The sequence below is a fragment of the Microbacterium forte genome, assembly GCF_031885415.1.
Taxonomy (GTDB): Bacteria; Actinomycetota; Actinomycetes; order Actinomycetales; family Microbacteriaceae; genus Microbacterium; species Microbacterium forte.
Map to the genome: position 1 here is coordinate 2,599,935 of NZ_CP116871.1, position 24,279 is coordinate 2,624,213.

General features: G+C 68.7%; 26 protein-coding genes. 15 read left to right on the forward strand and 11 right to left on the reverse strand.

Annotated elements, in window-relative coordinates; translation table 11 throughout:
* Positions 1 to 102: 102 nt before the first annotated feature.
* Together OB895_RS12535 and OB895_RS12540 are read left to right on the forward strand one after the other, a co-directional pair.
* Positions 103 to 717: a ClpP family protease gene (locus tag OB895_RS12535; protein WP_042540545.1), complete on the forward strand. Its 615-nt coding sequence runs from the start codon at positions 103 to 105 to the stop codon at positions 715 to 717.
* Positions 714 to 1,307, forward strand: coding sequence for a ClpP family protease (locus OB895_RS12540; protein ID WP_079113798.1), 594 nt, complete (start codon positions 714 to 716; stop codon positions 1,305 to 1,307). The genes OB895_RS12535 and OB895_RS12540 overlap by 4 nt, the downstream gene beginning before the upstream one ends.
* A 168-nt stretch (positions 1,308 to 1,475) precedes the next feature.
* Here the strand turns inward: OB895_RS12540 and OB895_RS12545 are convergent, their stop codons facing one another.
* From OB895_RS12545 to OB895_RS12565, 5 genes are all read right to left on the reverse strand, one after another.
* Positions 1,476 to 1,832 carry a helix-turn-helix domain-containing protein gene (locus OB895_RS12545; RefSeq protein ID WP_079113797.1) on the reverse strand — a complete coding sequence of 119 codons (357 nt, stop codon included), beginning with the start codon at positions 1,830 to 1,832 and terminating at the stop codon, positions 1,476 to 1,478.
* 65 nt (positions 1,833 to 1,897) lie between these two features.
* A complete protein-coding gene (locus OB895_RS12550) occupies positions 1,898 to 2,788 on the reverse strand; it encodes a helix-turn-helix transcriptional regulator (protein ID WP_311877883.1) in 891 nt (296 codons plus the stop codon).
* Positions 2,789 to 2,862: 74 nt separating this feature from the next.
* A complete protein-coding gene (locus OB895_RS12555) occupies positions 2,863 to 3,321 on the reverse strand; it encodes a MarR family winged helix-turn-helix transcriptional regulator (protein ID WP_079114088.1) in 459 nt (152 codons plus the stop codon).
* Between the two features lie 29 nt (positions 3,322 to 3,350).
* On the reverse strand, positions 3,351 to 4,010 hold the full coding sequence (locus tag OB895_RS12560) for a GTP cyclohydrolase II (protein WP_079113795.1): 660 nt from the start codon (positions 4,008 to 4,010) through the stop codon (positions 3,351 to 3,353).
* Between the two features lie 43 nt (positions 4,011 to 4,053).
* On the reverse strand, positions 4,054 to 4,941 hold the full coding sequence (locus OB895_RS12565; protein WP_311877886.1) for a DMT family transporter: 888 nt from the start codon (positions 4,939 to 4,941) through the stop codon (positions 4,054 to 4,056).
* 134 nt (positions 4,942 to 5,075) lie between these two features.
* On the opposite strand from OB895_RS12565, the gene OB895_RS12570 reads away from it, so the two are divergent.
* Entirely contained in the window at positions 5,076 to 5,912 is an 837-nt protein-coding gene (locus tag OB895_RS12570) for a sulfurtransferase (protein ID WP_079113794.1), read from the forward strand.
* Positions 5,913 to 5,971: 59 nt separating this feature from the next.
* Here the strand turns inward: OB895_RS12570 and OB895_RS12575 are convergent, their stop codons facing one another.
* On the reverse strand, positions 5,972 to 6,907 hold the full coding sequence (locus OB895_RS12575; RefSeq protein WP_042540479.1) for a hypothetical protein: 936 nt from the start codon (positions 6,905 to 6,907) through the stop codon (positions 5,972 to 5,974).
* A 307-nt stretch (positions 6,908 to 7,214) separates the two neighbouring features.
* Between OB895_RS12575 and OB895_RS12580 the strand changes: the two genes are divergently transcribed.
* Positions 7,215 to 7,865, forward strand: coding sequence for an acyl-CoA synthetase (locus OB895_RS12580; protein ID WP_079113793.1), 651 nt, complete (start codon positions 7,215 to 7,217; stop codon positions 7,863 to 7,865).
* Positions 7,862 to 8,218, forward strand: a complete 357-nt coding sequence (locus OB895_RS12585; RefSeq protein WP_042540483.1) for a hypothetical protein — start codon at positions 7,862 to 7,864, stop codon at positions 8,216 to 8,218. Before OB895_RS12580 ends, OB895_RS12585 begins: the two co-directional genes overlap by 4 nt.
* A 194-nt stretch (positions 8,219 to 8,412) precedes the next feature.
* On the opposite strand, the gene purB is transcribed toward OB895_RS12585, so the two are convergent.
* Both purB and OB895_RS12595 read right to left on the reverse strand, forming a co-directional pair.
* Positions 8,413 to 9,795 (reverse strand): adenylosuccinate lyase, encoded by a 1,383-nt coding sequence (gene purB, locus OB895_RS12590; protein ID WP_079113792.1) that lies wholly within the window; start codon positions 9,793 to 9,795, stop codon positions 8,413 to 8,415.
* A complete protein-coding gene (locus OB895_RS12595) occupies positions 9,792 to 10,268 on the reverse strand; it encodes a low molecular weight protein-tyrosine-phosphatase (protein WP_231567515.1) in 477 nt (158 codons plus the stop codon). The genes purB and OB895_RS12595 overlap by 4 nt, the downstream gene beginning before the upstream one ends.
* Before the next feature lie 230 nt (positions 10,269 to 10,498).
* Between OB895_RS12595 and OB895_RS12600 the strand changes: the two genes are divergently transcribed.
* On the forward strand, positions 10,499 to 10,762 hold the full coding sequence (locus OB895_RS12600) for a hypothetical protein (protein ID WP_079113791.1): 264 nt from the start codon (positions 10,499 to 10,501) through the stop codon (positions 10,760 to 10,762).
* A complete protein-coding gene (locus tag OB895_RS12605; protein WP_079113790.1) occupies positions 10,759 to 12,036 on the forward strand; it encodes a hypothetical protein in 1,278 nt (425 codons plus the stop codon). The genes OB895_RS12600 and OB895_RS12605 overlap by 4 nt, the downstream gene beginning before the upstream one ends.
* A gap of 31 nt (positions 12,037 to 12,067) precedes the next feature.
* Here the strand turns inward: OB895_RS12605 and OB895_RS12610 are convergent, their stop codons facing one another.
* Positions 12,068 to 12,472: a phage holin family protein gene (locus OB895_RS12610; protein WP_042540493.1), complete on the reverse strand. Its 405-nt coding sequence runs from the start codon at positions 12,470 to 12,472 to the stop codon at positions 12,068 to 12,070.
* Positions 12,473 to 12,578: 106 nt separating this feature from the next.
* Between OB895_RS12610 and OB895_RS12615 the strand changes: the two genes are divergently transcribed.
* The 4 genes from OB895_RS12615 (at position 12,579) to OB895_RS12630 (ending at position 17,241) form a co-directional block, all read left to right on the forward strand.
* Positions 12,579 to 13,646, forward strand: a complete 1,068-nt coding sequence (locus tag OB895_RS12615; protein WP_079113789.1) for a histidinol-phosphate transaminase — start codon at positions 12,579 to 12,581, stop codon at positions 13,644 to 13,646.
* 95 nt (positions 13,647 to 13,741) lie between these two features.
* Positions 13,742 to 14,869, forward strand: coding sequence for a thiamine pyrophosphate-dependent dehydrogenase E1 component subunit alpha (locus tag OB895_RS12620; protein ID WP_079113788.1), 1,128 nt, complete (start codon positions 13,742 to 13,744; stop codon positions 14,867 to 14,869).
* 11 nt (positions 14,870 to 14,880) lie between these two features.
* Positions 14,881 to 15,846, forward strand: a complete 966-nt coding sequence (locus tag OB895_RS12625) for an alpha-ketoacid dehydrogenase subunit beta (RefSeq protein WP_079114087.1) — start codon at positions 14,881 to 14,883, stop codon at positions 15,844 to 15,846.
* 36 nt (positions 15,847 to 15,882) lie between these two features.
* Entirely contained in the window at positions 15,883 to 17,241 is a 1,359-nt protein-coding gene (locus OB895_RS12630; protein ID WP_042540499.1) for a dihydrolipoamide acetyltransferase family protein, read from the forward strand.
* Between the two features lie 114 nt (positions 17,242 to 17,355).
* On the opposite strand, the gene OB895_RS12635 is transcribed toward OB895_RS12630, so the two are convergent.
* Complete coding sequence (locus tag OB895_RS12635; protein ID WP_311877891.1) at positions 17,356 to 17,892, reverse strand: 2'-5' RNA ligase family protein; 537 nt, start codon at positions 17,890 to 17,892, stop codon at positions 17,356 to 17,358.
* A gap of 5 nt (positions 17,893 to 17,897) precedes the next feature.
* Complete coding sequence (locus OB895_RS12640) at positions 17,898 to 19,118, reverse strand: ROK family protein (protein ID WP_311877892.1); 1,221 nt, start codon at positions 19,116 to 19,118, stop codon at positions 17,898 to 17,900.
* Positions 19,119 to 19,219: 101 nt separating this feature from the next.
* Between OB895_RS12640 and OB895_RS12645 the strand changes: the two genes are divergently transcribed.
* From OB895_RS12645 to OB895_RS12660, 4 genes are all read left to right on the forward strand, one after another.
* Positions 19,220 to 20,545: an ABC transporter substrate-binding protein gene (locus tag OB895_RS12645; protein ID WP_376708815.1), complete on the forward strand. Its 1,326-nt coding sequence runs from the start codon at positions 19,220 to 19,222 to the stop codon at positions 20,543 to 20,545.
* A gap of 59 nt (positions 20,546 to 20,604) precedes the next feature.
* On the forward strand, positions 20,605 to 21,498 hold the full coding sequence (locus OB895_RS12650; RefSeq protein ID WP_156145907.1) for a carbohydrate ABC transporter permease: 894 nt from the start codon (positions 20,605 to 20,607) through the stop codon (positions 21,496 to 21,498).
* Positions 21,498 to 22,376, forward strand: coding sequence for a carbohydrate ABC transporter permease (locus OB895_RS12655; RefSeq protein ID WP_042540511.1), 879 nt, complete (start codon positions 21,498 to 21,500; stop codon positions 22,374 to 22,376). Before OB895_RS12650 ends, OB895_RS12655 begins: the two co-directional genes overlap by 1 nt.
* A gap of 78 nt (positions 22,377 to 22,454) precedes the next feature.
* Positions 22,455 to 24,146, forward strand: a complete 1,692-nt coding sequence (locus OB895_RS12660; protein WP_079113784.1) for a glycoside hydrolase family 13 protein — start codon at positions 22,455 to 22,457, stop codon at positions 24,144 to 24,146.
* The last annotated feature ends 133 nt before the right edge of the window (positions 24,147 to 24,279 follow it).

Consider the following 24,279-nt stretch of genomic DNA (forward strand, 5'->3'; position numbering starts at 1 on the left):
GCTCGGTCTCGGGTCGCTCTGCCTCGGGTCGCTCTGCCTCCGGCGGATCTGCCGAGGGCGGATTCGGTTCCGAACGGACTCGACACGGCGGATGCTGAGGCCATGAGCGAAGAGACCCCCATCCCGCACTTCGGACCCGAGGCCAGACGGGCGCTGTTCCACGAGCGCGTGCTCGTGCTCGACGGCGCCCTCGACGACGACAACGGCACGCTGCTGATGACGCAGCTGCTCACCCTCTCGGCCGAGGATCCGACGACCGACATCGCCCTGTGGATCCACTCGCCCGGCGGCTCCGTGCCGTCGATGCTCGCGATCCGCGACCTCATGACGCTGGTGCCGAACGACGTGTCGACCCTCGCGCTCGGACTCGCGTGCAGCGCCGGGCAGTTCCTGCTCTCGGCGGGCGCGAAGGGCAAGCGCAGGGCGCTGCCCCACGCGCGCATCCTCATGCATCAGGGTTCCGCCGGCATCGGCGGGTCGGCGGGCGAGCTCGAGACCCAGGCAGACGACCTGCGGCACATGCGCGACACGGTGCTCGGGCTGATCGCCGCCGACACCGGGCAGCCCGTGGATCGCATCTTCGAGGACTCGCTGCACGACCGCTGGTACACCGCAGAGCAGGCGAAGGACTACGGGTTCATCGATGAGGTCCTCGACTCGCTCGCCGACCTCATGCCCCGTCGCCGGGCCCGCGTCGGGCTGGGGGCGAGCGCATGAGCGGCTACACGATCCCGAACGTCATCGCGCAGCATCCGCGCGGCGAACGCGTGATGGACGTCTACTCGCATCTTCTCGCCGAACGGGTCATCTATCTCGGCACCGGCATCGACGCGGGAGTGGCGAACGCCCTCATCGCGCAGCTGCTGCACCTCGACGCCGACAGTCAGGACGCGGGCGTGCAGTTCTACATCAACAGTGAAGGCGGCGACCCGGGGGCGGCGCTGGCGATCTACGACACGATGCAGCACATCCGCCCCTCCGTCGCGACGACCTGCGTCGGGCAGGCGATCGGACCCGCTGCACTTCTCGTCGCCGCCGGAGCGCCGGGTCAGCGGGCCGCGCTCACCCATGCCCGCATCGTGCTGCATCAGCCAGCGGGCCAGTCGCGGGGGGCCATTCCCGACCTCATCCTCGCGGCCGACGAGGTCGTGCGCGTGCGGGCAGACATGGAGGCGATCCTCGCCAGGCACAGTGGGCGCTCGCTGAGCGAGCTGCGCGCCGACACCGACCGGGATCGTGTCTTCACGGCATCCGCCGCTCTCGACTACGGGCTGATCGACACCGTCTTGGGGGAGTGGGCCGTCTGACCCGATGCCCGGCCGTCTGCAGGATCGAAGCACGGATGCGGGGTGATTCTGCCGATCTGTTCCTGCAGACGTGCCGTGGTCCTGCAGACGGGCCAAGGACACGGGCCGGGGCCGAAGATCTGGCCGACGCCCCGGCCCGAAGACCCCGGCCGGGGATCCCGCGATGGCTCAAGCGGCGAGGGCGAAGGCCCCGCGTGCGGCCGAGACGGCAGCGGATGCCGGAGCGGCCGTCACCTGACGCAGCTCGTCGGCCACGGCGCTCGTCAGCTCGATCAGTGAGGTGTCGAGGGCGCCGGCGATCGCCGCGATCATCTCACTCGACGGTTCTTTGAGTCCGCGTTCGACCTCCGAGAGGTACTGCGGCGACACTCCGGCATTCTCGGCCGTCTCGGTCAGCGTCTCGTCGCGGTCATGTCGTCGCCGCCGCAGCTGGTCGCCGAGCATCTGTCGCCACAGGGGCTCGGGCTCGCTGGGGCGAGGGCGGGAAGGACGAGGTGCACGGGAGAACGGGACGAGGTCGGCCATGCCTCACGATATGCCGCCGTCATGCGCGGGTTCGAGCGGTTCTGCTCAGAGCAGAACCGTCGCGCTCAGGCCTCGGTGCGCTCCGGCGACACGGTCTCGGGCTCGGCGACGGCCGCGTCCGTCGCCGCCCAGCTCGCCAGCATCCGCAGCTTGTCGGCCGATGCTGTTCCCGGCTCTGCCGTGTACGTCGACATCTGCAGCCCGGCGTCGGCGGGCAGCTCGAACGCCTCGTAGGTCAGCTCCATCTCGCCCACGACCGGGTGGTTGATGCGCTTGACGCCGCTGCGATGGAAGCGCACGTTGTGCGCGGCCCACAGGGTGCGGAAGCGCTCGCTGCGCGTCGACAGCTCTCCCACGAGATCGGTGAGCTTGCGGTCGTAGGGGTTTCGTCCGGCTTCGCCGCGCATCGCGGCGACGAGCTCCTGAGTGTTGCGCTCCCACTCGGGGTAGAACTCCTGGGCGGCCGGATCGAGGAACGCGAATCGCGCGCTGTTCGGCACCGGAGTCGTGAAGAGCGGCGAGTAGAGAGCGCGGCCGAGCGCATTGGCGGCCAGGTAGTCGAAGTAGTTGTTGCGCACGATCGCCGGCGCCTCGGTCATCGCATCGAGCAGGCGCGGGATGCTGGGGCGCAGCGTCTCGACCTTCTTGCGAGGCGTGCGGGCGACCGGCGACGCATTCGCCGCGCGCGCGAGGTCGAACAGGTGCGCCGTCTCGGCCTCGTCGAGCTGCAGGGCGCGGGCGAGCGCGTCGAGCACGCTGTCGGAGACGCCGGACAGATCGCCCCGCTCGAGTCGCGTGTAGTAGTCGACGCTGACGCCGGCGAGCAGCGACACCTCTTCTCGGCGGAGCCCCGGAACGCGGCGGTTGCCACCGTATGCGGGCAGGCCGGCCTGGTCGGGGGTGATGCGGTCGCGCCTCGATGAGAGGAATTCGCGCACCTCGCTGCGGGTGTCCATGTCTTCGACGGTACGCGCCCTCGCGCTGTGGAGGGAGGTTCTGGCAGTACCGGGAACGCTGACCGGCGTCGCCTTCAGAGCGCGGCGGCGACGCCGGGCAGCAGCTTCGTGAGGATCGTGCCGAGCTGCTCCCGCTCGTCGGCGGTCAGGGGATCGAGGATCAGCTCGCGGATCTGCGCCACATGAACGGGCGCCGCCGCACGGAGCAGCTCGCGACCGGCATCCGTCAGCGCTGCCGTCAGCGTGCGCTTGTCGGTGCTGCATGAGGTGCGCGTCACCCAGCCGAGATGCTCGAGCGAGTCGATCGCGTGGCTGAGGCGCGAGCGGCTGAGTCCGGCGATCTGGGCGAGCTCGGTCATGGGGATCGCGCGGTCTAACTGACCTGCCAGCGTCACGAGGATCGCGTAGTGCGAGTGCTTGAGTCCGGTCTCGGCCTTCAGAGTGCGGTCGAGCACCTGCGGCAGCAGCTGGACGAACCGGATGGTCGGCAGCCACGTCTGCATCTCGTCGTCGTCGAGTCGCCGATCGCTCATCGTGCCTGCCTCCCTCACGGCCGCCGCCATCACGCGGCGGAGAGGTCGAGCGTGTGCGAGGTGTGATCGCGCTTGGCCTCGAGGTAGCGGTGGTTCGCGTCCGAGAGGTGCACGCCGGTGCGCACCTGCTCGGTGACGCGGATGCCGAGCGCCTCGAGCTGCGCAGCCTTGTCGGGGTTGTTGCTCAGCAGGCGGATGCCGTCGACGCCGACCGCCTGCAGCATCTGCGCGGCGATCGTGTAGTCGCGTTCGTCCTCGCCGCGACCGAGAGCCACGTTCGCCTCATAGGTGTCGAGCCCTGCATCCTGCAGCGCGTACGCATCGAGCTTGGCGTAGAGACCGATGCCCCGCCCCTCCTGGCGCAGGTAGAGAAGGAACCCGCCCTCGTCGGCGATGCGCTCGACCGCCTCCCGCAGCTGAGGGCCGCAGTCGCAGCGCTCCGAGCCGAACACGTCTCCGGTCAGGCATTCGCTGTGCGGGCGCACGAGGGGTGCGTCGCCGCCGTCGGCCGCCCGCTCCATGGCCGCGCTCCAGTCTCCGAGCCCGAGCAGCAGGTGCTCGCGGCCGTCGATCAGACCGTCGAAGGTGACGACATCCGCCGTGGTCGAGAATCCGTCGGCGAAGCGCATCGGCACGCGCACGCGCGTCCGCTCGGTGGCGACCGGAACGACGGTTGAAGTTTCAATCATGTCGGGTGCAACGCGCCGACGTCGCCGATATTCCCGTGAGTGACTACTCGTTCGGGCGGCGCCGCACGGGCGTGAGCTCACTGGCCAGGATGCCGAGCACGACGAGCGCGCCGCCGATCAGCGCGGCGAGGGGCAGGCGCTCGCCGGCGATGCGCCCGATCACGGCGGCCCAGACCGGCTCGCCCGCGTAGATGATCGTGGCGCGGGTCGGCGAGACGGACTTCTGGGCCCAGTTCATCGTGAGCTGGATGATGCAGCTCGCCGCCCCGAGCCCGACCGCGCAGCCGACCCAGATCCAGGAGAACTCCGGCAAGCCCTCGCCGACGACGGGCATGGTCAGAATGCCGAGTGCGCCCGCGGTGAGGAGCTGGACGATCGTGATCCGGCCGAGGTCGATCCTCCCGGCGAAGACGCTGATCAGGATGATCTCGGCCGCGATCGGCAACGTGCTGACGAGCGTCAGGATCTCACCGGATCCGAGGGTGAGCGCGAAGGCGTCGGGGCCTGCGATGAACAGCAGGCCGAGGAACGCGAGAGCGGCGCCCACGAAGGCCATAGCGGGCGGGCGCTTGCGGAACACGGCCCACTGCGCGAGCGGCACGAGCGGGATGTACATGGCTGTGATGAACGCCGACGTGCTCGAGTCGATGGTCTGCAGCCCGACGGTCTGCAGCCCGTATCCGAGGTAGATCATCACGCCGATCGCGACGCCGGCGCCGATGTCGCGCCAGCGCATGCCTCGCAGCGCCCGGCGGAAGATGACGACGCTGATCAGACCGGCGATCAGGAACCGGATGCCGACGAAGAACCACGGCCCCGAGTGCTGCATCGCCCAGTGCACGAGCAGGAACGTGCTGCCCCATACCGCGGTGACGGCGATGAGGGCGATCTCCTGCCGACGCAGGCTCATGAAGCGGAGTCGAGTGGACATGCTGTCCTTTCTCGACGGGCCGGCTCGAGCCTAGCGCCGTGCGCACCCCCGTTCCGAATCGTGAGAACAGCCCGATATGACGACGGAATACAGCAAGGTGCGTGATTCGAAAGGCCGATCGATAGCCTCGCCTCATGAGCAATTTCGTGAGCGCCGCCGAACTGGACGAACTGCTGAGGTCCGAGGCGCCCCTTCGTCTGATCGACGTGCGGTGGCGACTCGACCGGCCGGACGGCCATGCCGACTATCTATCAGGGCACATCCCCGGGGCGGTCTTCGTGCCGCTCGCGACCGAGCTGGCCACGCACGGAGAGCCGTCTGAGGGCCGTCATCCGCTGCCCTCCACTCAGACGCTTCAGGATGCTGCGCGCCGATGGGGCGTCAACCAGGGCGACATCGTCGTCGCGTACGACGACGCGAAGGGACTCAGCGCATCGCGCGCCTGGTGGCTGCTGCGCCAGGGCGGAGTCGATGTGCGCGTGCTCGACGGAGGCATCCGCGCCTGGACGTCCGCGGGCCTCCCGGTCGCAGACGATGACGTGCAGGCGGAGCCGGGTGATGTGGTCCTCGACGAGATCGGCGGCGACGCGATCTCGGTCGACGAGGCCGCCTCGTTCGCCGACTCTGGTGTGCTCCTCGACGTGCGCGCGCCCGATCGCTATCGCGGAGAGCACGAGCCTCTCGATCCCGTCGCCGGACACATCCCCGGAGCGCTCAACGTGCCGATGGTCGCTCATCTCGACGCCGAGGGCCGGATCCTCGACATGCACACCCTCCAGGCGACCTTCGCGGCCGTCGGCGTGACCGAGGGCACCCCTGTCGCGGCGTACTGCGGCTCGGGCATCACTGCGGCGCATACCGCTCTGGTGCTCGACGAGATCGGTATCGAGGCGAAGGTCTTCCCCGGCTCGTGGAGCCAGTGGTCGAACACGCCGGGGCGCCCGGTCGCGGTCGGCGATCAGCCCGGCTGAGCGGTCAGGCGCCGGGGTCGGGCGCGCGGGGTCAGGCGCCGGCGGTCAGGTGTCGGCGGTCAGGCGTCGGCGGTCAGGTTCCGGGGATCAGCGTCGTCCGCGTAGCTCCAGGCGACGCCGAGAAGCCCCGGGCCGAACGCGCGTCGCACCTGGTGCACGGACGTGCGGCCCTCCAGAGACAGTTCGGTGAGCTTCGAGCCGTCCGGGGTCTCGACGCGCTCCTCGATGCGGTCGGGGAGTGCGTCGGGGTGGAACCGCGTCCACACCAGCAGCTCTCGGCACTGCCGGGCGACGGCGTGACCCGTCTCCCGCTGCGGCGGATAGTCGGGCGGGTAGGCGACCGACCACTCCACCATCGCGGTGCTCGGCGCGGTCAGTGGCACGTCGAGCTCGAACAGGACGCCGTGCACCTCGCCGTTCGGATGCGAGTAGCGCGCGGAGATGCGTCCCCCGGCCACAGCCTCGATGAAGGGGGCTGGCGTGCTGATGCCCGGCGTCATCTCCAGGAACGGGATCGACACGACCGTCCCGACGGTCGACTGCACGATGCTGCGGGTGATGGAGTACGACACGTTGCCGGCGGCATCCACGTCCGTCACGGAGTGCGTCGTGAGTTCGCGTGACGTGTCGGGGTATTCGGCGCCGAGGGCGGCGAACGCCTCTTTGACGGCCTCCTCGAGTTCCCGCTCGTCGAGGGGGAACAGATTGGGGCCGAGGGGGCCGGTGCGGTTCGTCGTGCCGAGCAGCGCGGTGAGCGAGCCGGGCTCGAGGTGCAGAAGCTGCTCGATGTCGCCGAGGGCGGCCATCGACTGGGCACCTTCCGGGCGGCGTGCTCCGGAGCGCCAGTAGCTGAGCGTCGCCATCGACACGCTGTTGCCGCGAGCGCGCAACTGCTCGTGCAGCCGGGCGAGGGTCAATCCACGTGCATTGATCGCGTCTCGGAAGGACGCCGCGAATACATCGGCATATCGGCGAATGCCACTTTCCATGCTCATCACAGCACCCCCTCCGGTATGTGAAGAATCGCGTTCTAGAGTGAGCTTACGACCACACCAGCATCGCGTAGGGGACGAGGTGCTATTTCTGGGGTCTACTGGGCTGAGTAATCGTGAGCAGGGTACCCGACCTCACGGCGTCTCGGTCCACAACGCAGTGTCGCCCCCGTCGCTGCGTTCTGTCGCGGGGCCTGGTGATCGATCTGGGGAGATCCATCGGGCCCCGCGAACACCTCTCCGGTGGCGGCGCCCACTCAGCGCCCCCGCGTAGACTGGGGGGAACACCCCCGGAGGATTCTCGATCTTCATGTCTGCCCCTGCCCGCGCGTTCACCGTGCGTCACGTTCAGCTGCTGCGCGCGCTCTTCGCCGCCGCCGCAGCCGTGATGATCACCTTCTCGCCCGATCACTCGGCGGCCGTCGGTCTCTCCGTCTTCAGCGGGTTCGTGCTCACGACCGGCCTCGTGATGATCGTCGCCACGTGGCTCGTCTATCCGGCCGGCCAGCGCTGGCCGTCCGTCGTCTTCGCGCTGCTGAGCTTCGTCGCCGGCATGACGGCCGGTGTGCCCGCATGGCGAACCGAAGACGTCTTCTTCGTCGTCGTCATCGCCTGGTCGGTGACGACCGGCATCCTCGAACTCGTCGTCGGGCTGCGTGCGCGCAGAGCCGGCGAGGCGAACGCACGCGACTCGATCACCCTCGGCGCGTTCGGGCTGCTCTTGGCCGTGCTGCTGATCGCGATCCCGGCCGGCTTCGTGCAGCCGTACGAGATCGACGGAGCCGGTGCGTTCCAACTCACCGGCGTCATCCTCGGCGTCGGCATGTTCGGCGGATATGCGGCGATCGTCGCCGTCTTCCTCGGCATCGCCGGTCTCACCCCGAAGCGAGCGGATGCTGTCGCCGAGGGTCGCACGACCGAGAACGACCCCGCCCCCGCCGGGCACGGAGGAGAGCGATGAGCGACGAGAAGCCCACCCGGCGCGACATCCTGCGCCCTCTGCACCTGCTGGGAATCGCTCTCGGCTGCGGAATCTTCGCCGCCGTGGTGACGCTCGTGTCGACGGGAGCGTTCACCGCCCGCGTCAACAACGCGATCGCCAGCGGCACCTACGACGGTCTCACTCCGATCGCGCTCGGTCTCGTGGTGGGCGGCGGGGCGTTCATCGTCACGCTGCTGTTCCTGGCGATGCTGATCCTCGTGGTCGACCCCGCCGACGTCGCCAAGACGGTCGACCGTCCCGTGCTCTTCGACCCTGAGTCGTCAGACGAACCCGACTCCGACAAGCCGGACCGCACGTCGTCCTCCTCCTGACATGATGATCGCGGGTTTCTCCGACCCGACCGGAATAGCCCCGGGCTGATGCGTGGCCCGCCCGATGCGTGGTCAATAAAGCGTCCGAATCGTCCGATTGCGATGCGTTTTTGACCACGCGCCGACTATGCGGTGCGTTTTCGACCATGCACGGTGCGGCGGATGACGCCGCCGCGCCCGTAGCGTTCGGCGGGTTACTTCGCGAGCTGCTCGGCGATGCCGGTGTACGACGCGGGGGTGAGTGCGAGCAGACGCTGCTTCGCCGCATCCCCGATCTCGAGCCCGTCGACGAACTCCGCCAGCTCTGCAGCGCCGACGCGGTGTCCTCGGGTCAGCTCCTTGAGCAGAGCGTAGGGGTCGGTGATCGACGAGCGACCGGCGACGACCTCTGCGCGGATGACGGTCTGGATGGCCTCTGCGAGAACCTCCCAGTTCACGTCGAGGTCGGCGAGCAGCACGTCGCGCGAGAGCGAGATCGCGTTCAGTCCGCGGCGCAGGTTGTCGATCGCGAGCAGCGAGTGACCGAAGGCGACGCCGATGTTGCGCTGCGTCGTCGAGTCGGTGAGGTCGCGCTGCAGGCGGCTCGTGACGAGGGTCTGACCGAGCGATGCGAGCAGAGCACCCGAGATCTCGAGGTTCGCCTCGGCGTTCTCGAACCGGATCGGGTTGATCTTGTGCGGCATCGTCGACGAGCCGGTCGCACCGGCGACGGGGATCTGTGCGAAGTAGCCGAGCGAGATGTAGGTCCAGATGTCGGTCGCGAGGTTGTGCAGGATCCCGCCGGCGTGACGCACCCGGTCGTAGAGCTCGACCTGCCAGTCGTGCGACTCGATCTGCGTGGTCAGCAGGTTGAAGCCGAGACCGAGACCCTCGATGTACTCACGCGAGATGGTGGGCCAGTCGGCGTCGGGGTCGGCCGCGAGGTGCGCAGACCAGGTGCCGGTCGCGCCCGAGAACTTGGCGAGGTAGTCGGATGCCGCGATCTGCGCGCGCACGCGCTCGAGACGCCACGCGAAGACGGCGATCTCCTTGCCCATGGTCGACGGGGTGGCCGGCTGTCCGTGGGTGCGGGAGAGCATCGCGGCATCCGCGTGCTCGGCGGCCAGTTCACGCAGCTTGGCGATCACGACGTCGAGCGCGGGGAGCCAGACCTCTTCGACCGCGCGCTTCACGGTGAGCGCGTACGAGGCGGAGTTGATGTCCTCACTCGTGCAGGCGAAGTGCGTGAGCTCGGCGATGCTGTCGAGGCCGAGCGCGCTCAGGCGATCGCGCACCAGGTACTCGATCGCCTTGACGTCGTGCTGGGTGACGGCTTCCTTCTCGGCGAGCCAGTCGATCTCGGCCTGTCCGAAGTCGCGGTAGAGGGCGCGCAGCCGCTCTTTGTCGGCATCCGACAGCGGGCTAGTCTCGAAGAGCGAGCGGTCGGTGAGCGCGATCAGCCACTCCACCTCGACCTCGACCCTGGCGCGGTTCAGACCCGCCTCCGAGAGGAAGTCGGCGAGGCCGGTGACGGCGCCGCGATAGCGACCGTCGAGGGGGCTCAGGGGCTGGGGCGGGAGCGAAGGCTGGAAAGTCAGGGGAGTCCTCCTGATCGGGCCCCGGGAGTGCGGGGCGTGCGGGGCTGGCGAAGAGCCGGCTCGAGCTGGCGGAACAGCCCGCGAGTCGCGGTCTCAATCATACCGAGCACCGAATCGAACATCTCGGCGCCGGCGTAGTAGGGGTCGGGCACATCCTGACTCCGGGCATCGGGGTCGAAGGCGAGCAGCAGGGTGACTTTGCCCTCTTCGTCCTCATCGTGCGCCCACTCACGCAGGATGCGCTCGTGCGTGCGGTCGAGGGCGACGACCAGATCGTTCTCCGAGAAGGAGGCGAAGGTGAACTGCTTCGCGCGATGCTGCGAGCCGTCGTAGCCACGGCGGGCGAGGGAATCGAGCGTGCGATGATCGGCCCGTTCGCCGAGATGCCAGTCACCCGTTCCGGCGCTGCGCGACACGATCCGCGAGCCGAGTCCCTGCCGCTCCGCGAGATCGCGGAACACCACCTCTGCCATCGGAGAGCGGCAGATGTTCCCCGTGCACACGAAGATCACGCGGAAGGGATCCGGGGATGTCACCGTCCTATTCTGCCCGTCGAAGGCCGATCGTGCGATGCCGGGTATCCCGGCCGGGCGTGGTGCACCCGTTCTGCACCACCGCAGGGGTCGAGCGATCCCCCCACGGTCTCCGCCGATCCGGGCGACTCCGATCTCGGACTCGGCGGGCCATGGCGGATGCTGGGCGCATGTACTCCTTTGCACTCACGCAGACCGGCGCGGGCGAGACCGCCTGGGCGAGGGCGCAGACCCTGGCAGCCCTCCGCACCGCCGTCGAGGCGCTCGACGACGTGCGCGCGTCGCTCGCCGTCCTCGCCTCCGACACCGACTGGCACTCCGACGGAGTGCGCGCGATGCAGCGCTCGCTCGACGAGCTTCGACAGGGCGCTCGTGTCGAGGCGTCCGAGATGCGCAGCCGCGAATCCGAGGCTGAGCGGATCGACGCCTCGTGAGCGGGCTGACCATCGATCACGGCGGAGCGATCTCGGTCGACCCCGACGCGCTGCGCGACGTCGCTCGACGCGTGGATGCCGTCGCCTGCCGCTATGACGATGCGCACTCCGCGATCATGCGGGCGCATCGGATCATCGTCGACACTCCGGGCTTGAGCGCGCACGTCGACACGGTCGGGCTGTGGGCGTCGGGTCAGCATGTGTCTCGCCTGCACTCCGAGTGCCGGGAGACCGCCAGCTCCACCCTGCTCATGGCCGATGCCTACGAGTACGTCGAGCTGCGAGCCGAGGCCGAGATGCTCGCGCAGACCGATCCGAGCACGGCGCAGCGGCTGTTGCGCCGTGCAGATCGGCTCGCGGCGTCGGATGACCGCATCCGGGCGACGGCCGATGAGGTGATCGCCCAGTGGCGCGCCGAGCGCTTCGAGGGACTGACCGGCAACCTCGTGACACCCGCGCTGTATGACGAGGTGTTCAGGACCGTGGCGATGGTGGGGGTGGTGTCGGGCTTGGGCAAGGTGCTCCCCGGCGAGACTCTGCGGGGCAAGGCCGACCCCGTCTCGGTCTCGCCGGTCAAGACGTCGTCACCCACCGGTGCGCCGTCGGGCCTGGCGGGAGCCTTCGGGCGCATGCCGACCACCGCGGGGGCGCAGGTCGCCGTCGAGAAGTACTCCTTCGCCGACGGCACGACGAAGTTCGTCGCCTATCTGGAGGGAACGCAGAGCGTCGGGTGGGGAGGAAAGGAGCCGTGGGACTCGAAGTCCAACCTCCAGCTCTACACCGGGCAGCGATCGGCGTCGTATCAGTCGACCCTCGACGCGCTCAAAGCTGCGGGTGCCGAGCCGGCAGACGAGGTCGACGTCGTGGCTCACTCGCAATCGGGGATGGTCGCCGCGCACCTCGCGATGGAGAGCGAGTTCGATGTGCAGATGCAGATCACCGCGGGGAGCCCGGTCGAGCCGACCCTCGACGACGATCAGACCATCATCCAGCTGCGTCACACGAACGACCCGGTCTCGGCGCTGGCCGGCGGAGGGTCACCCGAGGGCACAGGGTCGGACGGCAGCGTCACCATCTCGACGGAGGCGAACCCGAATGACACGCTCGATGACCTCGTGGTCGACGCGCATCACCTGGAGACGTACAGAGACACCGCGAGGTTCGCAGACGACCTGAGCGATCCCCGGATGGACGCGGTGGACGAGTTCTGGAGAGAGCTCGACGCGGCCGAGGTGATCGAGCGCACCGAGTATCAGGCCGAGCGCATCGAATGAGGGACGCGCCGGGGATGCGCGGGTCTCTCCGTCAGTCGCGGCGCTGCTTCTTGCTCTGCGGGCGCAGGATGAAGCCGAAGACGCCGTTGATCAGCGAGATGATGAGCGCGGCGAGCACGCCCCACCAGAAGCTGCCGACCGTGAGACCCCAGTCGAAGCTGCTCGTGATCCAGGCGGTGAGCCACAGCAGGAACCCGTTGATCACGAACCCGATGAGACCGAGGGTGAGGATGTACAGGGGGAACGCGACGATCTTCACCACCGTGCCGATGAAGGTGTTCACGAGCGCGAAGATCGCGGCGACCGCGAGCAGGGTAAGCACGAGCTGCAGGGTCTCGCCCGGCGCGAACGCCGTGATCTGCACCTGCAGGGCGGGGATCAGCGTCACGACCCACAGGGCGAACGCGTTGACGACGACTCGGATGATGAAGCGCATAGTCATCCCAGTCTTCCATGCGAGGTGCACGAAGACACTCGCCAATCTCTCGACCGCTATCGGTCGCCTGCGGCACCGGGAAGGCGCAGAATCTAGACTCATCCTTGTGACCGACCCGATCCTGCCGCGCATCCGCCCCGCCATCGCCGCCCTGGCGCCGTACCGACAGGGCAAGCAGGCGGGCCCCGACGCCTACAAGCTCTCGAGCAACGAGAACCCGTTCGAGCCGCTTCCCTCCGTCGCCGCGGCGCTGCAGCACACGACGCCGATCAACCGCTACCCGGATGCCACCGCCGGTCGGCTGCGCGAGCGGCTGGGCGTCCGCTACGCGGTCGCTCCCGAGCAGGTGCACGTCGCCGCGGGCAGCGTCTCGATCCTCCACCAGCTGATCCTCGCCACCTCTTCGGTCGGCGACGAGGTCGTCTACGCGTGGCGCTCGTTCGAGGCCTACCCGAGCCTGCCGCTCGTCGCCGGTGCGACCGGAGTGCAGGTGCCTCTGACCGCCGACTCGCGCCACGACCTCGACGCGATGGCCGATGCGGTGACCGAGCGCACCCGCGCGGTCATCCTGTGCACCCCGAACAACCCGACCGGGCCGATCATCACGAGCGACGACTTCGCGACGTTCGTCGAGCGCGTCCCCACCGACGTGCTGATCATCCTCGACGAGGCCTACGCCGAGTTCGTGACCGCGCCGGGCGCGGTCGACGGCCTCGCAGAGCGCGTCTTCGAACGGCATCCGAACGTCGTGGTGCTGCGCACCTTCTCGAAGGCCTACGGTCTCGCGGGCCTGCGCATCGGCTACGCGATCGGCAACGAGAAGGTGCTCGACGCCGCGCGCACCACCGGCATCCCGCTCTCGGTGACGTCGGCGGCCGAGAACGCCGCGATCGCCAGCCTCGATGCCGAGTCCGAGCTGCTCGAGCGCGTCGCGGTGATCGTCGAGCGCCGCACCCGTCTGGTCGAAGGCCTCCGCACGCAGGGCTGGGACGTGCCCGACAGTCAGGCCAATTTTATCTGGCTGCCCACCGGCGAGCGCACCGTCGACGTCGCCGCGGCGTTCGTCTCGGCCGACCTCATCGTGCGCCCTTTCCCGGGCGACGGCATCCGCATCTCGGTCGGCGAAGAAGCATCGGTCGATCGCGTTCTCGAGGTCGCCGCGACGCAGCTCTGACGGGCTCGGGGCGCCCTGTTCTCCGGTTTCCCGGCAGATGCGAGGACGTCCTAGGTATGCGTGCCCGAGCATGCGCACGGCGGTAGCGTGGCACCGTGACCTTGCCAGAGACTGAACTCGTACGCGTCCTGGATCAGGACGGCCGCTTCACGCCGAGTCCGGCTGCCGAGCAATACCTGTCCCTGATCGAGGCGATCAGCGACGCCGAGCTCGAGCAGTTCTACCGCGACATGGTGGTCATCCGCGCGATCGACACCCAGGCGACCAACCTGCAGCGTCAGGGGCAGCTCGCCCTGTGGCCGCCGAGCCGTGGGCAGGAGGCCGCTCAGGTCGGTTCCGCCCGCGCCGCCCGCGCGCAGGACACCATCTTCCCGTCGTATCGCGAACACGCCGTGACGCGGATCCGCGGAGTCGACCCCGTCGACATCATCAAGCTCATGCGCGGCGTCTCGCATGGCGGCTGGGACCCGACCGACCCGAAGAATGGCAACACCCGTCTCTACACTCTCGTTCTCGGCTCGCAGGTGCTGCACGCCGCCGGATTCGCCATGGGGCTCAACTTCGACGGGCGATCCGGCACCGGCGACCTCGACAAGGATGAAGCGGTCATCGTCTACTACGGCGACGGGGCATCGAGCCAGGGCGACGTGCACGAGGCGATGGTCTTCGCGGCGAGCTACCAGGCGCCCACCGTGTTCTTCCTGCAGAACAACCACTGGGCGATCTCCGTGCCCGTGTCGACGCAGTCGCGGGTGCCGCTCGTCGAGCGCAGCGCCGGCTACGGCATCCCCAGCGTGCGCGTCGACGGCAACGACGTGCTCGCCAGCTACGCCGTCTCGCGAGTCGCCCTCGACGAGGCCCGCAGCGGTGGGGGTCCCCGTGCGATCGAGGCGGTCACCTACCGTCTCGGCGCGCACACCACCAGTGACGACCCCACGAAGTACCGCGGCTCCGACGAAGAGCAGTCATGGGCGCAGCGCGACCCGATCGATCGCATGCGCGCGTTCCTGGAGAACAGGGGAGCGGCCGGGCAGTTCTTCACCGATGTGGATGCCGAGGCGGCAGACGCCGCCGAAGACCTGCGTTCTCGCAGCGTCGAACTCGGGTCGCCCACCGCAGACCTGATCTTCGACCATGTGTACAGCGACCCGCATCCGCTCATCGCGGAGGAGAAGGCCTGGCACAGGCAGTACGAGGCATCGTTCGAAGGAGACAGCAAGTGACCCTCGAGACGATGCCCCTCAGCAAGGCCCTCAACTCGGGCCTGCGCCGGGCCATGGAAGACGACTCCAGAGTCCTGCTCATGGGCGAGGACATCGGAAAGCTCGGCGGCGTCTTCCGCGTGACCGAGCACCTGCAGCGCGACTTCGGCGACAAGCGCGTGCTCGACACGCCGCTCGCCGAGTCGGGGATCGTCGGAACGGCGATCGGGCTCGCGATGACCGGGTTCCGCCCGGTGATCGAGATCCAGTTCGACGGATTCGTGTTCCCCGCGTTCGACCAGATCACGACGCAGCTCGCCAAGCTCACCAACCGGCACGAGGGCAAGCTGAGTCTGCCGATCGTGATCCGCATCCCCTACGGCGGACACATCGGTGCCGTCGAGCACCACCAGGAGAGCCCGGAGGCGTACTTCGCGCACACTCCCGGACTGCGGGTGGTCTCGCCCTCGACGCCGAACGACGCGTACTGGATGATCCAGGAGGCCATCGCGTCGAACGACCCGGTCATCTTCATGGAGCCCAAGAGCCGCTACTGGCAGAAGGGCGAGGTCGAGCTCGACGCCTCGGCCGCCCCGCTGCACTCGTCTCGCGTCGTGCGCACCGGCTCGGACGTGACGCTCGTCGGACACGGCGCGATGGTGACGACCCTGCTGCAGGCGGCCGCGCTCGCCGAGGCCGAGGGCACCAGCTGCGAGGTCGTCGATGTGCGTTCGCTGTCGCCGGTGGACTACGAGCCGATCCTGAGCTCGGTGCGCAAGACCGGACGCATGGTCTATGCCCAGGAGGCGCAGGGCTTCGTCAGCATCGGCAGCGAGATCGCGGCCACGGTCATGGAGCGTGCCTTCTATGCACTCGAGGCCCCGGTGCTGCGGGTCTCGGGGTACGACACCCCGTTCCCGCCCGCGAAGCTCGAGGGCACCTACCTTCCGGATGCCGACCGCATCCTCGAGGCCGTCGACCGCTCCCTCGCCTACTGATCTCACCCCGATCTCGCCGTTCCGAAAGGACCGCACATGAGCACGCAGAACTTCAACCTCCCCGATGTGGGCGAGGGCCTGACCGAGGCCGAGATCGTGGCGTGGAAGGTCGCGCCCGGTGACACCGTCGCCATCAACGACGTGATCTGCGAGATCGAGACGGCCAAGTCGCTCGTCGAGCTGCCCTCGCCGCACGCCGGCGTCGTCGGTGAGCTGCTCGCCGCAGAGGGCGCGACGGTCGAGGTCGGCTCGCCGATCATCACCTTCGTGACGGATGCCCGTGACGATGCCGGTCCGGGCGTGATCGCCACGGCCGAGGCTCCCGCGCCCGAAGAGGGTGGCGGCTCGGTGCTCGTCGGCTACGGCACGGGCGGCGGTGCGACCTCGCGTCGCAAGCGACCGGCCGAGCGCCCCGTCCGCTCGTCGGTCGGTGTGATCGCGAAGCCGCCGATCCGCAAGCTCGCTCGCGACCTGGGCGTCGACCTCACGACCGTCACGCCCACCGGCGCCGACGGCGAGGTCACCCGGGACGACGTGATGACCCACGCACAGCAGGCCAGCGTCTTCCGCAACATCGAGACGCCCGAGTGGGGTGCCGTGCGCGAGGAGACCGTGCCCGCGCCGCAGAGCACCCCGTCGGGTCTCGCCCGCGGGCTGTCGCCGGCCCCGGCATCCGCCTCGGGCCGGAGCGATGATCGCACCGAGTCGATCCCGGTCAAGGGAGTGCGCAAGGCGACCTCGTCGGCGATGGTGCAGAGCGCGTACTCCGCCCCGCACGTGACGGTGTGGAAGGAGATCGACGCGAGCCGCACGATGGAACTCGTCAAGCGTCTCAAGGCGTCGCCCGACTACGCCGACATCCGCGTCTCCCCGCTGCTGATCATGGCCCGTGCCGTGATCTGGGCTGCGCGTCGCACGCCGATGGTCAACGCCGCCTGGATCGAGACCGAGGGCGGCGCCGAGATCGCCGTGCGCCACTACGTGAACCTCGGCATCGCCGCGGCCACGCCTCGCGGTCTGCTCGTGCCGAACATCAAGGACGCGCAGGATCTCAGCATGAAGGACCTCGCCCGCGCGCTGAACCGGCTCACGCTCACCGCCCGCGAGGGCAAGACGAGCCCGGCCGACCAGCAGGGCGGCACGATCACGATCACCAACATCGGCGTCTTCGGGATGGATGCCGGCACGCCGATCATCAACCCCGGCGAGGCGGGCATCGTGGCGATGGGCACGATCAGCCAGAAGCCGTGGGTCGTCGACGGCGAGGTGCGCCCCCGCTGGGTCACCACGGTCGCCGGTTCGTTCGACCACCGCGTGATCGACGGCGACGGCATGAGCCGCTTCATCGCCGACGTGGCATCGGTTCTCGAGGAGCCCGCGCTCCTCGTCGAGTGAGGTCCTCCGGCGTCCGCGCAGGGGAGACCAGGAGCATTCCCGCGGATGCCGGTGCCTCGCGCCCCGACATGTCGGCGGCTGCTAGACCGCTTCCGTCCTCGGAACGCGTGCCCGCTAGAGCCGTAGCTCCGCGAGGGTAGTGACGGCGGCGACGTCGGGGTCCCAGCGCCGCACCGCATGTGCGTGACCGTGGATGTCGCCGCCGATCAGGTCGAGCGCCGCCGCGAGGCCCGGGACCCGCAATCTGCGGGCGAGCGCGACATGCGGCATCCACTCGCCCGGCGCGGTGTGCGGGGCATCATCTCCAGGCCCGACGGCGGCGAGGATACTCTCGCGGAGGTCCAGCAGTTCCGCACTGGGAACGACGCTCCGGGCCAGCACGCGACGCTCGCCGCTGCCGAAGAGCAGGGGCGCCCCCAGTGTCAGGGGGAACGATGCGATGTCTGCCAGACACCCCAGGTCCACTTTCGACAGGCCGATGCGTGCGACCAGCGTGACGTGAGGGCGGTTGCTCGCGGATGTGTGCCCCGCGAGGCTCGAGAGCCCTCGTGCGGCGAGGGCATCCCACTCGCAACGGACGGCAGTCTCCGCATCCGGGTCGAGGAGCAGCTCGATCGACGAGGGGGAGTGCCGAGGCTCTGGTTCCTGCACTGCGCTCAGCCGACCGCGCTGAGTCGCCGCTCCGCCAGCAGCGGCACGGCCACCTCGCGGGCGGCCATGCGGGCGGTGGTGACGGCCCCGATCGAGACGACCTCGGCGCCGAGCGTCGAGGCGAGGATCTCGGGCGCCGGCAGGTGCAGTTCGGTCGGCACGACCTCGCGCGCGGCGGCGATCACGGGAGCGACGCTCTCGGCGACTGCGCCGCAGACGATCACGCGCGTCGGGTCGTACATGCTTCCCAGAACGCCGACCACCCGAGCGAGGGTGGCGCCGACGCGCGAGGTCGCGAGCAGCGCATCGGCATCACCCGACGCGGCGGCTGTCAGCACGACGCGCGGATCCACGCGGTCGTCGTCGGCGAGGCGTCCGATCGGCGAGCTCGCGTCGACCTCGCCACTCGCGACGGCGCCACGCACCTCGTCCTGCAGGGCGTAGCTCAGACCGAAGGCCGACCCCACGCCCACGATGTGGTCGAACACGATGCCCTCGCCGACGCCGCCGTGCGCGCCGTGCAGCACATGGCCGTCGACGACGACGCCCCCGCCGAAGCGCTCGCCGGCGAGCAGCGCGACGTAGTCCCGGCATCCCACTGCGGCCCCGACCGAGCCCTCGGCGATAGCGGCGAGCTGAGCGTCGTTCTTGATCTCGACGGCCGGCGCCCAGCCGGCCAGTGCGTCGGCGAGGCCCGGGTTCGTGCGCTCCCAGAAGCCGTCGGGATGCGGGGGAGAGACCCCTGCGCGATTCACGGGAGCGGCGACGCCGACGCAGATCGCGAGGATGTCATCCTTCGAGACACCCGCCTCGGTGAGCGCCTGCTCCATCTGGCCGAGCACCGTCGCGCGCCGCGCCGCCGCCGATTCGGTCGAGTCGATGTCCGTGCGGTGGTGCACGAGTGTGCGGTCGAGCAGATCGGAGACGGTGACGGCGACATGGTTGTCACCGGCATCCACGCCGAGCACGACACCGAGATCGGATGCCAGCACGAAGCGTCGCGCGGGGCGCCCTGCGCGGTAGCTGCCTGCGGCCCTCGCGTTCGGAAGCTCACGGAGCACGGCCGCGCTGACGAGGGTGTCGATCGCGTCGATGGCCGTCGAGCGCGTCAGAGACGTCGAGGCCATGACGTCGGTGGCGGTGAACTCGCCCGCCGCCCAGGCGAAGTCGAGCACGGCGCCGACGCTGGCGCGCCCGGTGCCCAGACCTGCGGAGACTTCTGTCACGGGTCTTGACCTCACTCTCGTCCACATGAGACAGTACCGTTCATCGAAGTAAATTCGCTCACTAGATTTAGTCTGCGGATCTACAGGACGAAAGGACAACGGTGTCTGTGAAATCCCCCTCCGTCGCACGAGTGGCCGGTGCTGCCATGGCGCTGGCGCTCGTCGGCTCCGCCCTCACCGCCTGCGCACCCGGCGGCGGCACCGAGACCATCCGCTTCACGTTCAACAAGCGTGAGGCGATCGGCTTCATGACCGACCTCGTCGCCCAGTTCAACTCGTCGCAGAGCGACGTGCGGGTCGAGATCGACACCTCGGGGCCGGACGTGATCTCGGCCAGCTTCGTGCGGGGCAATCCGCCCGACCTCATCCTCGGCAACTACAACTACGAGATCGCGCGGTTCGTGCAGCGGTGCACCCTGACCGATCTCTCCGACACCGACGCCGCCGCATCCGTCCGCGACGATCTGCAGCCGCTCATGGACCAGTACGGGTCGTGCGAGGGCCGCACCAGCGCCTTGCCGTACTCGGTGATGGCGGCATCGGTCATCTACAACAAGGAGATCTTCGACGCCCAGGGGCTCGAGGTCCCGCAGACCTGGGACGAGCTGATCGCGGTCTGCGACCAGCTGAAGGACGCAGGGATCGACCCGTTCTACGCGACGTTCAAGGATGACTGGACCGTGGGCCAGGGGTGGTACGACTACTCGATCGGAGGATCGGTGGACACGATCGAGTTCTTCGACGCGATGGCCGACGAGGGTGCCGCCGTCGGCCCCGACTCGCCCGTCTCGTTCGAGAAGGACTTCGCCGAGCCCATGGATCAGATGATGCAGCTCGCGAACGACTACACGAACGAGGATGCCGAGAGCCGGGGATACGGCGACGGCAACCTGGCGTTCAGCAAGGGCGAGGCTGCGATGTACATGCAGGGCCCCTGGGCGTTCAGCGAGATCGCGAAGACCGCACCCGACCTCGAGCTCGGAACGTTCCCGCTGCCGATGACCGACGATCCGGCCGACCTCGGTGTGCGTGTGAACATGGACCTCGGCGCGATGATCCCCGAGGGATCGAACCACCAGGAGGCGGCACGCGAGTTCCTCGAGTACCTCTATCTGCCCGAGAACATCGAGGCGTACAACGCATCGCAGCTCGGCTTCACCCCGACGAAGGGTGCACCGGCCCCGGATGATCCCCGGATCGAGGGGATGATCGAGTACTACGAGAACGGGCAGATCTACCAGGGCCCCTCAGTGCTCGTGCCGAAGACGATCCCAGTGATGAACTACGCGCAGGCGATGGTGCTCGGCGCCTCGACCACTTCGATGTTGCGCACGATGGACGCGGACTGGGCTCGCATCGCCTTCCGCGCACCGATCCCCAAGACCGATGATGCGGCAGCCGGCGAGACAGAGGAGTCCGCACCGTGAGCACCACCGCAGCCGCGAATGTGACGCGGCCGAACAGCCCGACCACCGACACGACCTCGATCGTCACGGGACAGGGCCGCAAGCTCCGTCGTCGCAAGGGGCGGGTCGAGCCGATCTACTACCTGTTCCTGCTTCCGACCCTCGTGATCTTCACCCTGGCGATCACCGTGCCCGCGGTCATGGGCATCTTCTTCAGCTTCACCGACTCGATCGGCATCGGGGAGTGGAGCTTCAGCGGTCTGACGAACTACATCGCGATGTTCAGCGATCCGGCCATCCTGCAGAGCTACCTGTTCACGTTCGGCTTCTCGATCGCCACGGTGATCGTCGTCAACGTGATCGCGTTCCTGCTCGCGGTCGGGCTGACCTCCCGCATCCGCTTCAAGACGGGGCTGCGCACGATCTTCGTGATCCCGATGGTGATCTCGGGCATCATCATCGCCTACGTCTTCAACTTCCTCTTCTCGAACTCCATCCCGGCCGCGGGCGCCGCCACCGGCATCCCGTGGCTGTCGACCAGCCTCCTCGCCAACCCCGATCTCGCCTGGGTCGCGATCGTGATCGTGACCGCGTGGCAGGCCGTTCCCGGCACGCTGCTGATCTACATCGCAGGTCTGCTCTCGGTGCCGAGCGAGGTCTACGAGGCGGCGAGCATCGACGGGGCGAACAAGAGGCAGCAGCTGTTCCGCATCACGCTGCCGCTCGTCGCCGGATACGTGGTGATCAACGTGATCCTCGGGTTCAAGGGCTTCCTCAACGCCTACGACATCATCGTCGGCCTCACCAACGGCGGTCCCGGCACCGCCACCCGCAGCGTCGCGATGACCATCATCGCGGGCTTCAACGGCGGCGACTACGCCTACCAGATGGCCAACGCGACGATCTTCTTCATCGTCGCCGTGCTCATCTCCCTGCTGCAGCTCTCGCTGACCCGCGGAAGGAACGCACTCTGATGTCGACGCAGACACTCACCACCATCCCCGCCTCGGGCAAGAAGCCGAGGGTCCGCATGGAGCGCGTCAACTGGTCGGGCACGATCATCCTGATCCTGTGCGCCGTCACGGTGCTGCTTCCGCTGTACGTGACGATGTCCATGGCGTTCAAGACCACGGGCCAGGCTGTCGACGGCAACGCCTTCTCGCTGCCGGCTCCGTTCAGCATCGACGGCTTCGTCGAGGCGTGGAACCTGACGAAGTTCCCCGTCGGAGCGGGCATCTCGCTGCTCGTCACGGCGGGCACCGTCATCGCGACCATCGTGCTGGCCGCGTTCGCGTCATATGCGATCGTCCGCAACTGGGACCACCGCTTGTTCCGCTACTCGTTCTTCTACCTGCTGGCCGCGATGTTCATCCCGTTCCCGGTCGTGGCGCTGCCGCAGATCCAGCTGACCGGCTGGGTCGGTCTCGACAACCCGTTCGGGGTCATCATCCTCGCGACGATGTTCCAGCTGAGCTTCAGCGTGCTGTTGTTCACCGCGTTCCTGCGCTCGATCCCGATCGAGCTCGAGGAGAGCGCGCGCATCGACGGCGCCAGCACATGGCAGACGTTCTGGCAGCTGATCTTCCCGCTGCTCGCGCCGATGAGCGCCACGGTCGGCATCTTCGCCTTCCTCTACGCGTGGAACGACTTCATGATGCCGTCGCTGATCATCTCGGACCCGGCCATGCAGACCCTCCCGGTGCGGCAGAACCTCTTCCAGACCCAGTTCAGCAACAACTACAACGTGTCGTTCGCCTCATACCTGATGGCGATGGCCCCGGCGATCCTGGCGTACCTGTTCACGCAGCGCTTCGTCATGGAAGGCGTCACCCAGGGCGCCGTCAAGGGCTGACGCCATCGCCATCGCGCGGACCGGCGAGAGTCGGTCCGCGCGCACCCCAGACCGCAACACGAAGGAGCAAGACCCCTCATGACCGATGCGCTTCTCACCGAGACCCGCGACGAGACCCGCGACGACAAGACGGCAGCATGGTGGCGACAGGCCGCCGTCTACCAGATCTACCCCCGCAGCTTCGCCGATGCCAACGGAGACGGACTCGGCGACATCCCGGGCATCGTCTCGCGCGCCGACTATCTGCGCGACCTCGGCATCGACGCGGTGTGGCTGAGCCCGTTCTACCCGTCGGCGCTGGCCGACGGCGGATACGACGTGGCCGACTACCGCAACGTCGATCCGCGTCTGGGCACGCTCGAGGACTTCGACGAGATGGTCGCCGCGCTGCACGAGCGCGACATCCGCGTCGTGGTCGACATCGTGCCGAACCACTCGTCCGACCTGCATGAGTGGTTCCAGGAGGCGCTCGCCGCCGGCCGCGGGTCGGCCGCCCGTGAGCGGTACATCTTCCGCGAGGGCAGCGGTCCCGACGGCTCCGAGCCACCGACCGACTGGACCGCCGCGTTCGGCGGATCTGCATGGGAGCGCGTGGCGGACGGGCAGTGGTTCCTGCACAGCTTCGCTCCCGAGCAGCCCGACCTCAACTGGGACCACCCCGAGGTGCGCGAGGACTTCCTGAAGACCCTGCGTTTCTGGTCGGACCGCGGAGTCGACGGCTTCCGCATCGACGTCGCCCACATGCTCACGAAGGACCTCACCGAACCGCTGCCGAGCACGGCCGAGCTCGAGCTGCTGCCGCACGACGGCAACCACCCGCTGCACGACCGTGACGACGTGCACGAGGTGTACGCCGAGTGGCGTCGGGTCTTCAACGAGTACGACCCTCCTCGCACGGCTGTCGCCGAGGCCTGGGTGAGCACGCCCGAGCGTCGGGCGAAGTACGCCTCGGCTGAGGGGCTGGGTCAGGCGTTCAACTTCGATCTGCTCGTCGCCGACTTCGACGCGACGCAGTTCCGCACCATCATCGCCGACAACCTGGCGCAGTCGCAGGCGACGGGCTCATCGACGACGTGGGTGCTGTCGAACCACGACGTCACGCGTCACGCGACGCGCTACGGATTGCCGCAGCTCGGGGGACGCACCGGAGTGAAGCAGGGTGTCGAGTGGGTCTCCGCCGGGGGCCCGGAGGACCAGCTCGACCGTGAGCGCGGCCTGCGCAGGGCACACGCCGCGACGCTGCTGCTGCTCGGCCTTCCCGGCAGCACCTATCTCTATCAGGGCGAGGAGCTGGGGCTGCACGAGGTCGCCGATGTCGCGCCCGAGCAGCGTCAGGACCCGGCGTTCTTCCGTGGGGCCGTCTTCGACGGCCTGGGAAGGGACGGATGCCGTGTGCCGCTGCCGTGGACGGCATCCGGTCCCTCGTTCGGATTCGGCTCCGGCGACGCGCACCTGCCGCAGCCCGCCTGGTTCGCCGAGTCCGCGGTCGATGTCGAGGCGGCCGACCCCTCGTCGACGCTCGCGCTGTACCGCGAGGCGCTGCGCCTGCGCCATGAGCTGCAGACGGAGGAGAGCCTCGAGTGGATCGAGACCGGGCGCGCCGACGTGCTGCGCTTCGCTCGCCCGAACGGCTGGCAAATCGTCACCAACTTCGGCTCGGAGCCGTTCGACCTCGGGGCGGATGCCGCAGACGTCGTGCTCGGCTCGGTCGTCGACGGCGCCCTTCCCGGCGACTCCACCGTCTGGATCGCGCCCGGCCTCATCGGCTGACCAGGTTCCACTGAGTCGTCTGCAGGACGAGAGCACGGATGCAGGACGAGAACACGGCTTCTCGTCCTGCATCCGAGCTGCGGTCCTGCAGACGGCGCGGTGGCGAGCCGACCCGGCATCAAGGCGGCCTACG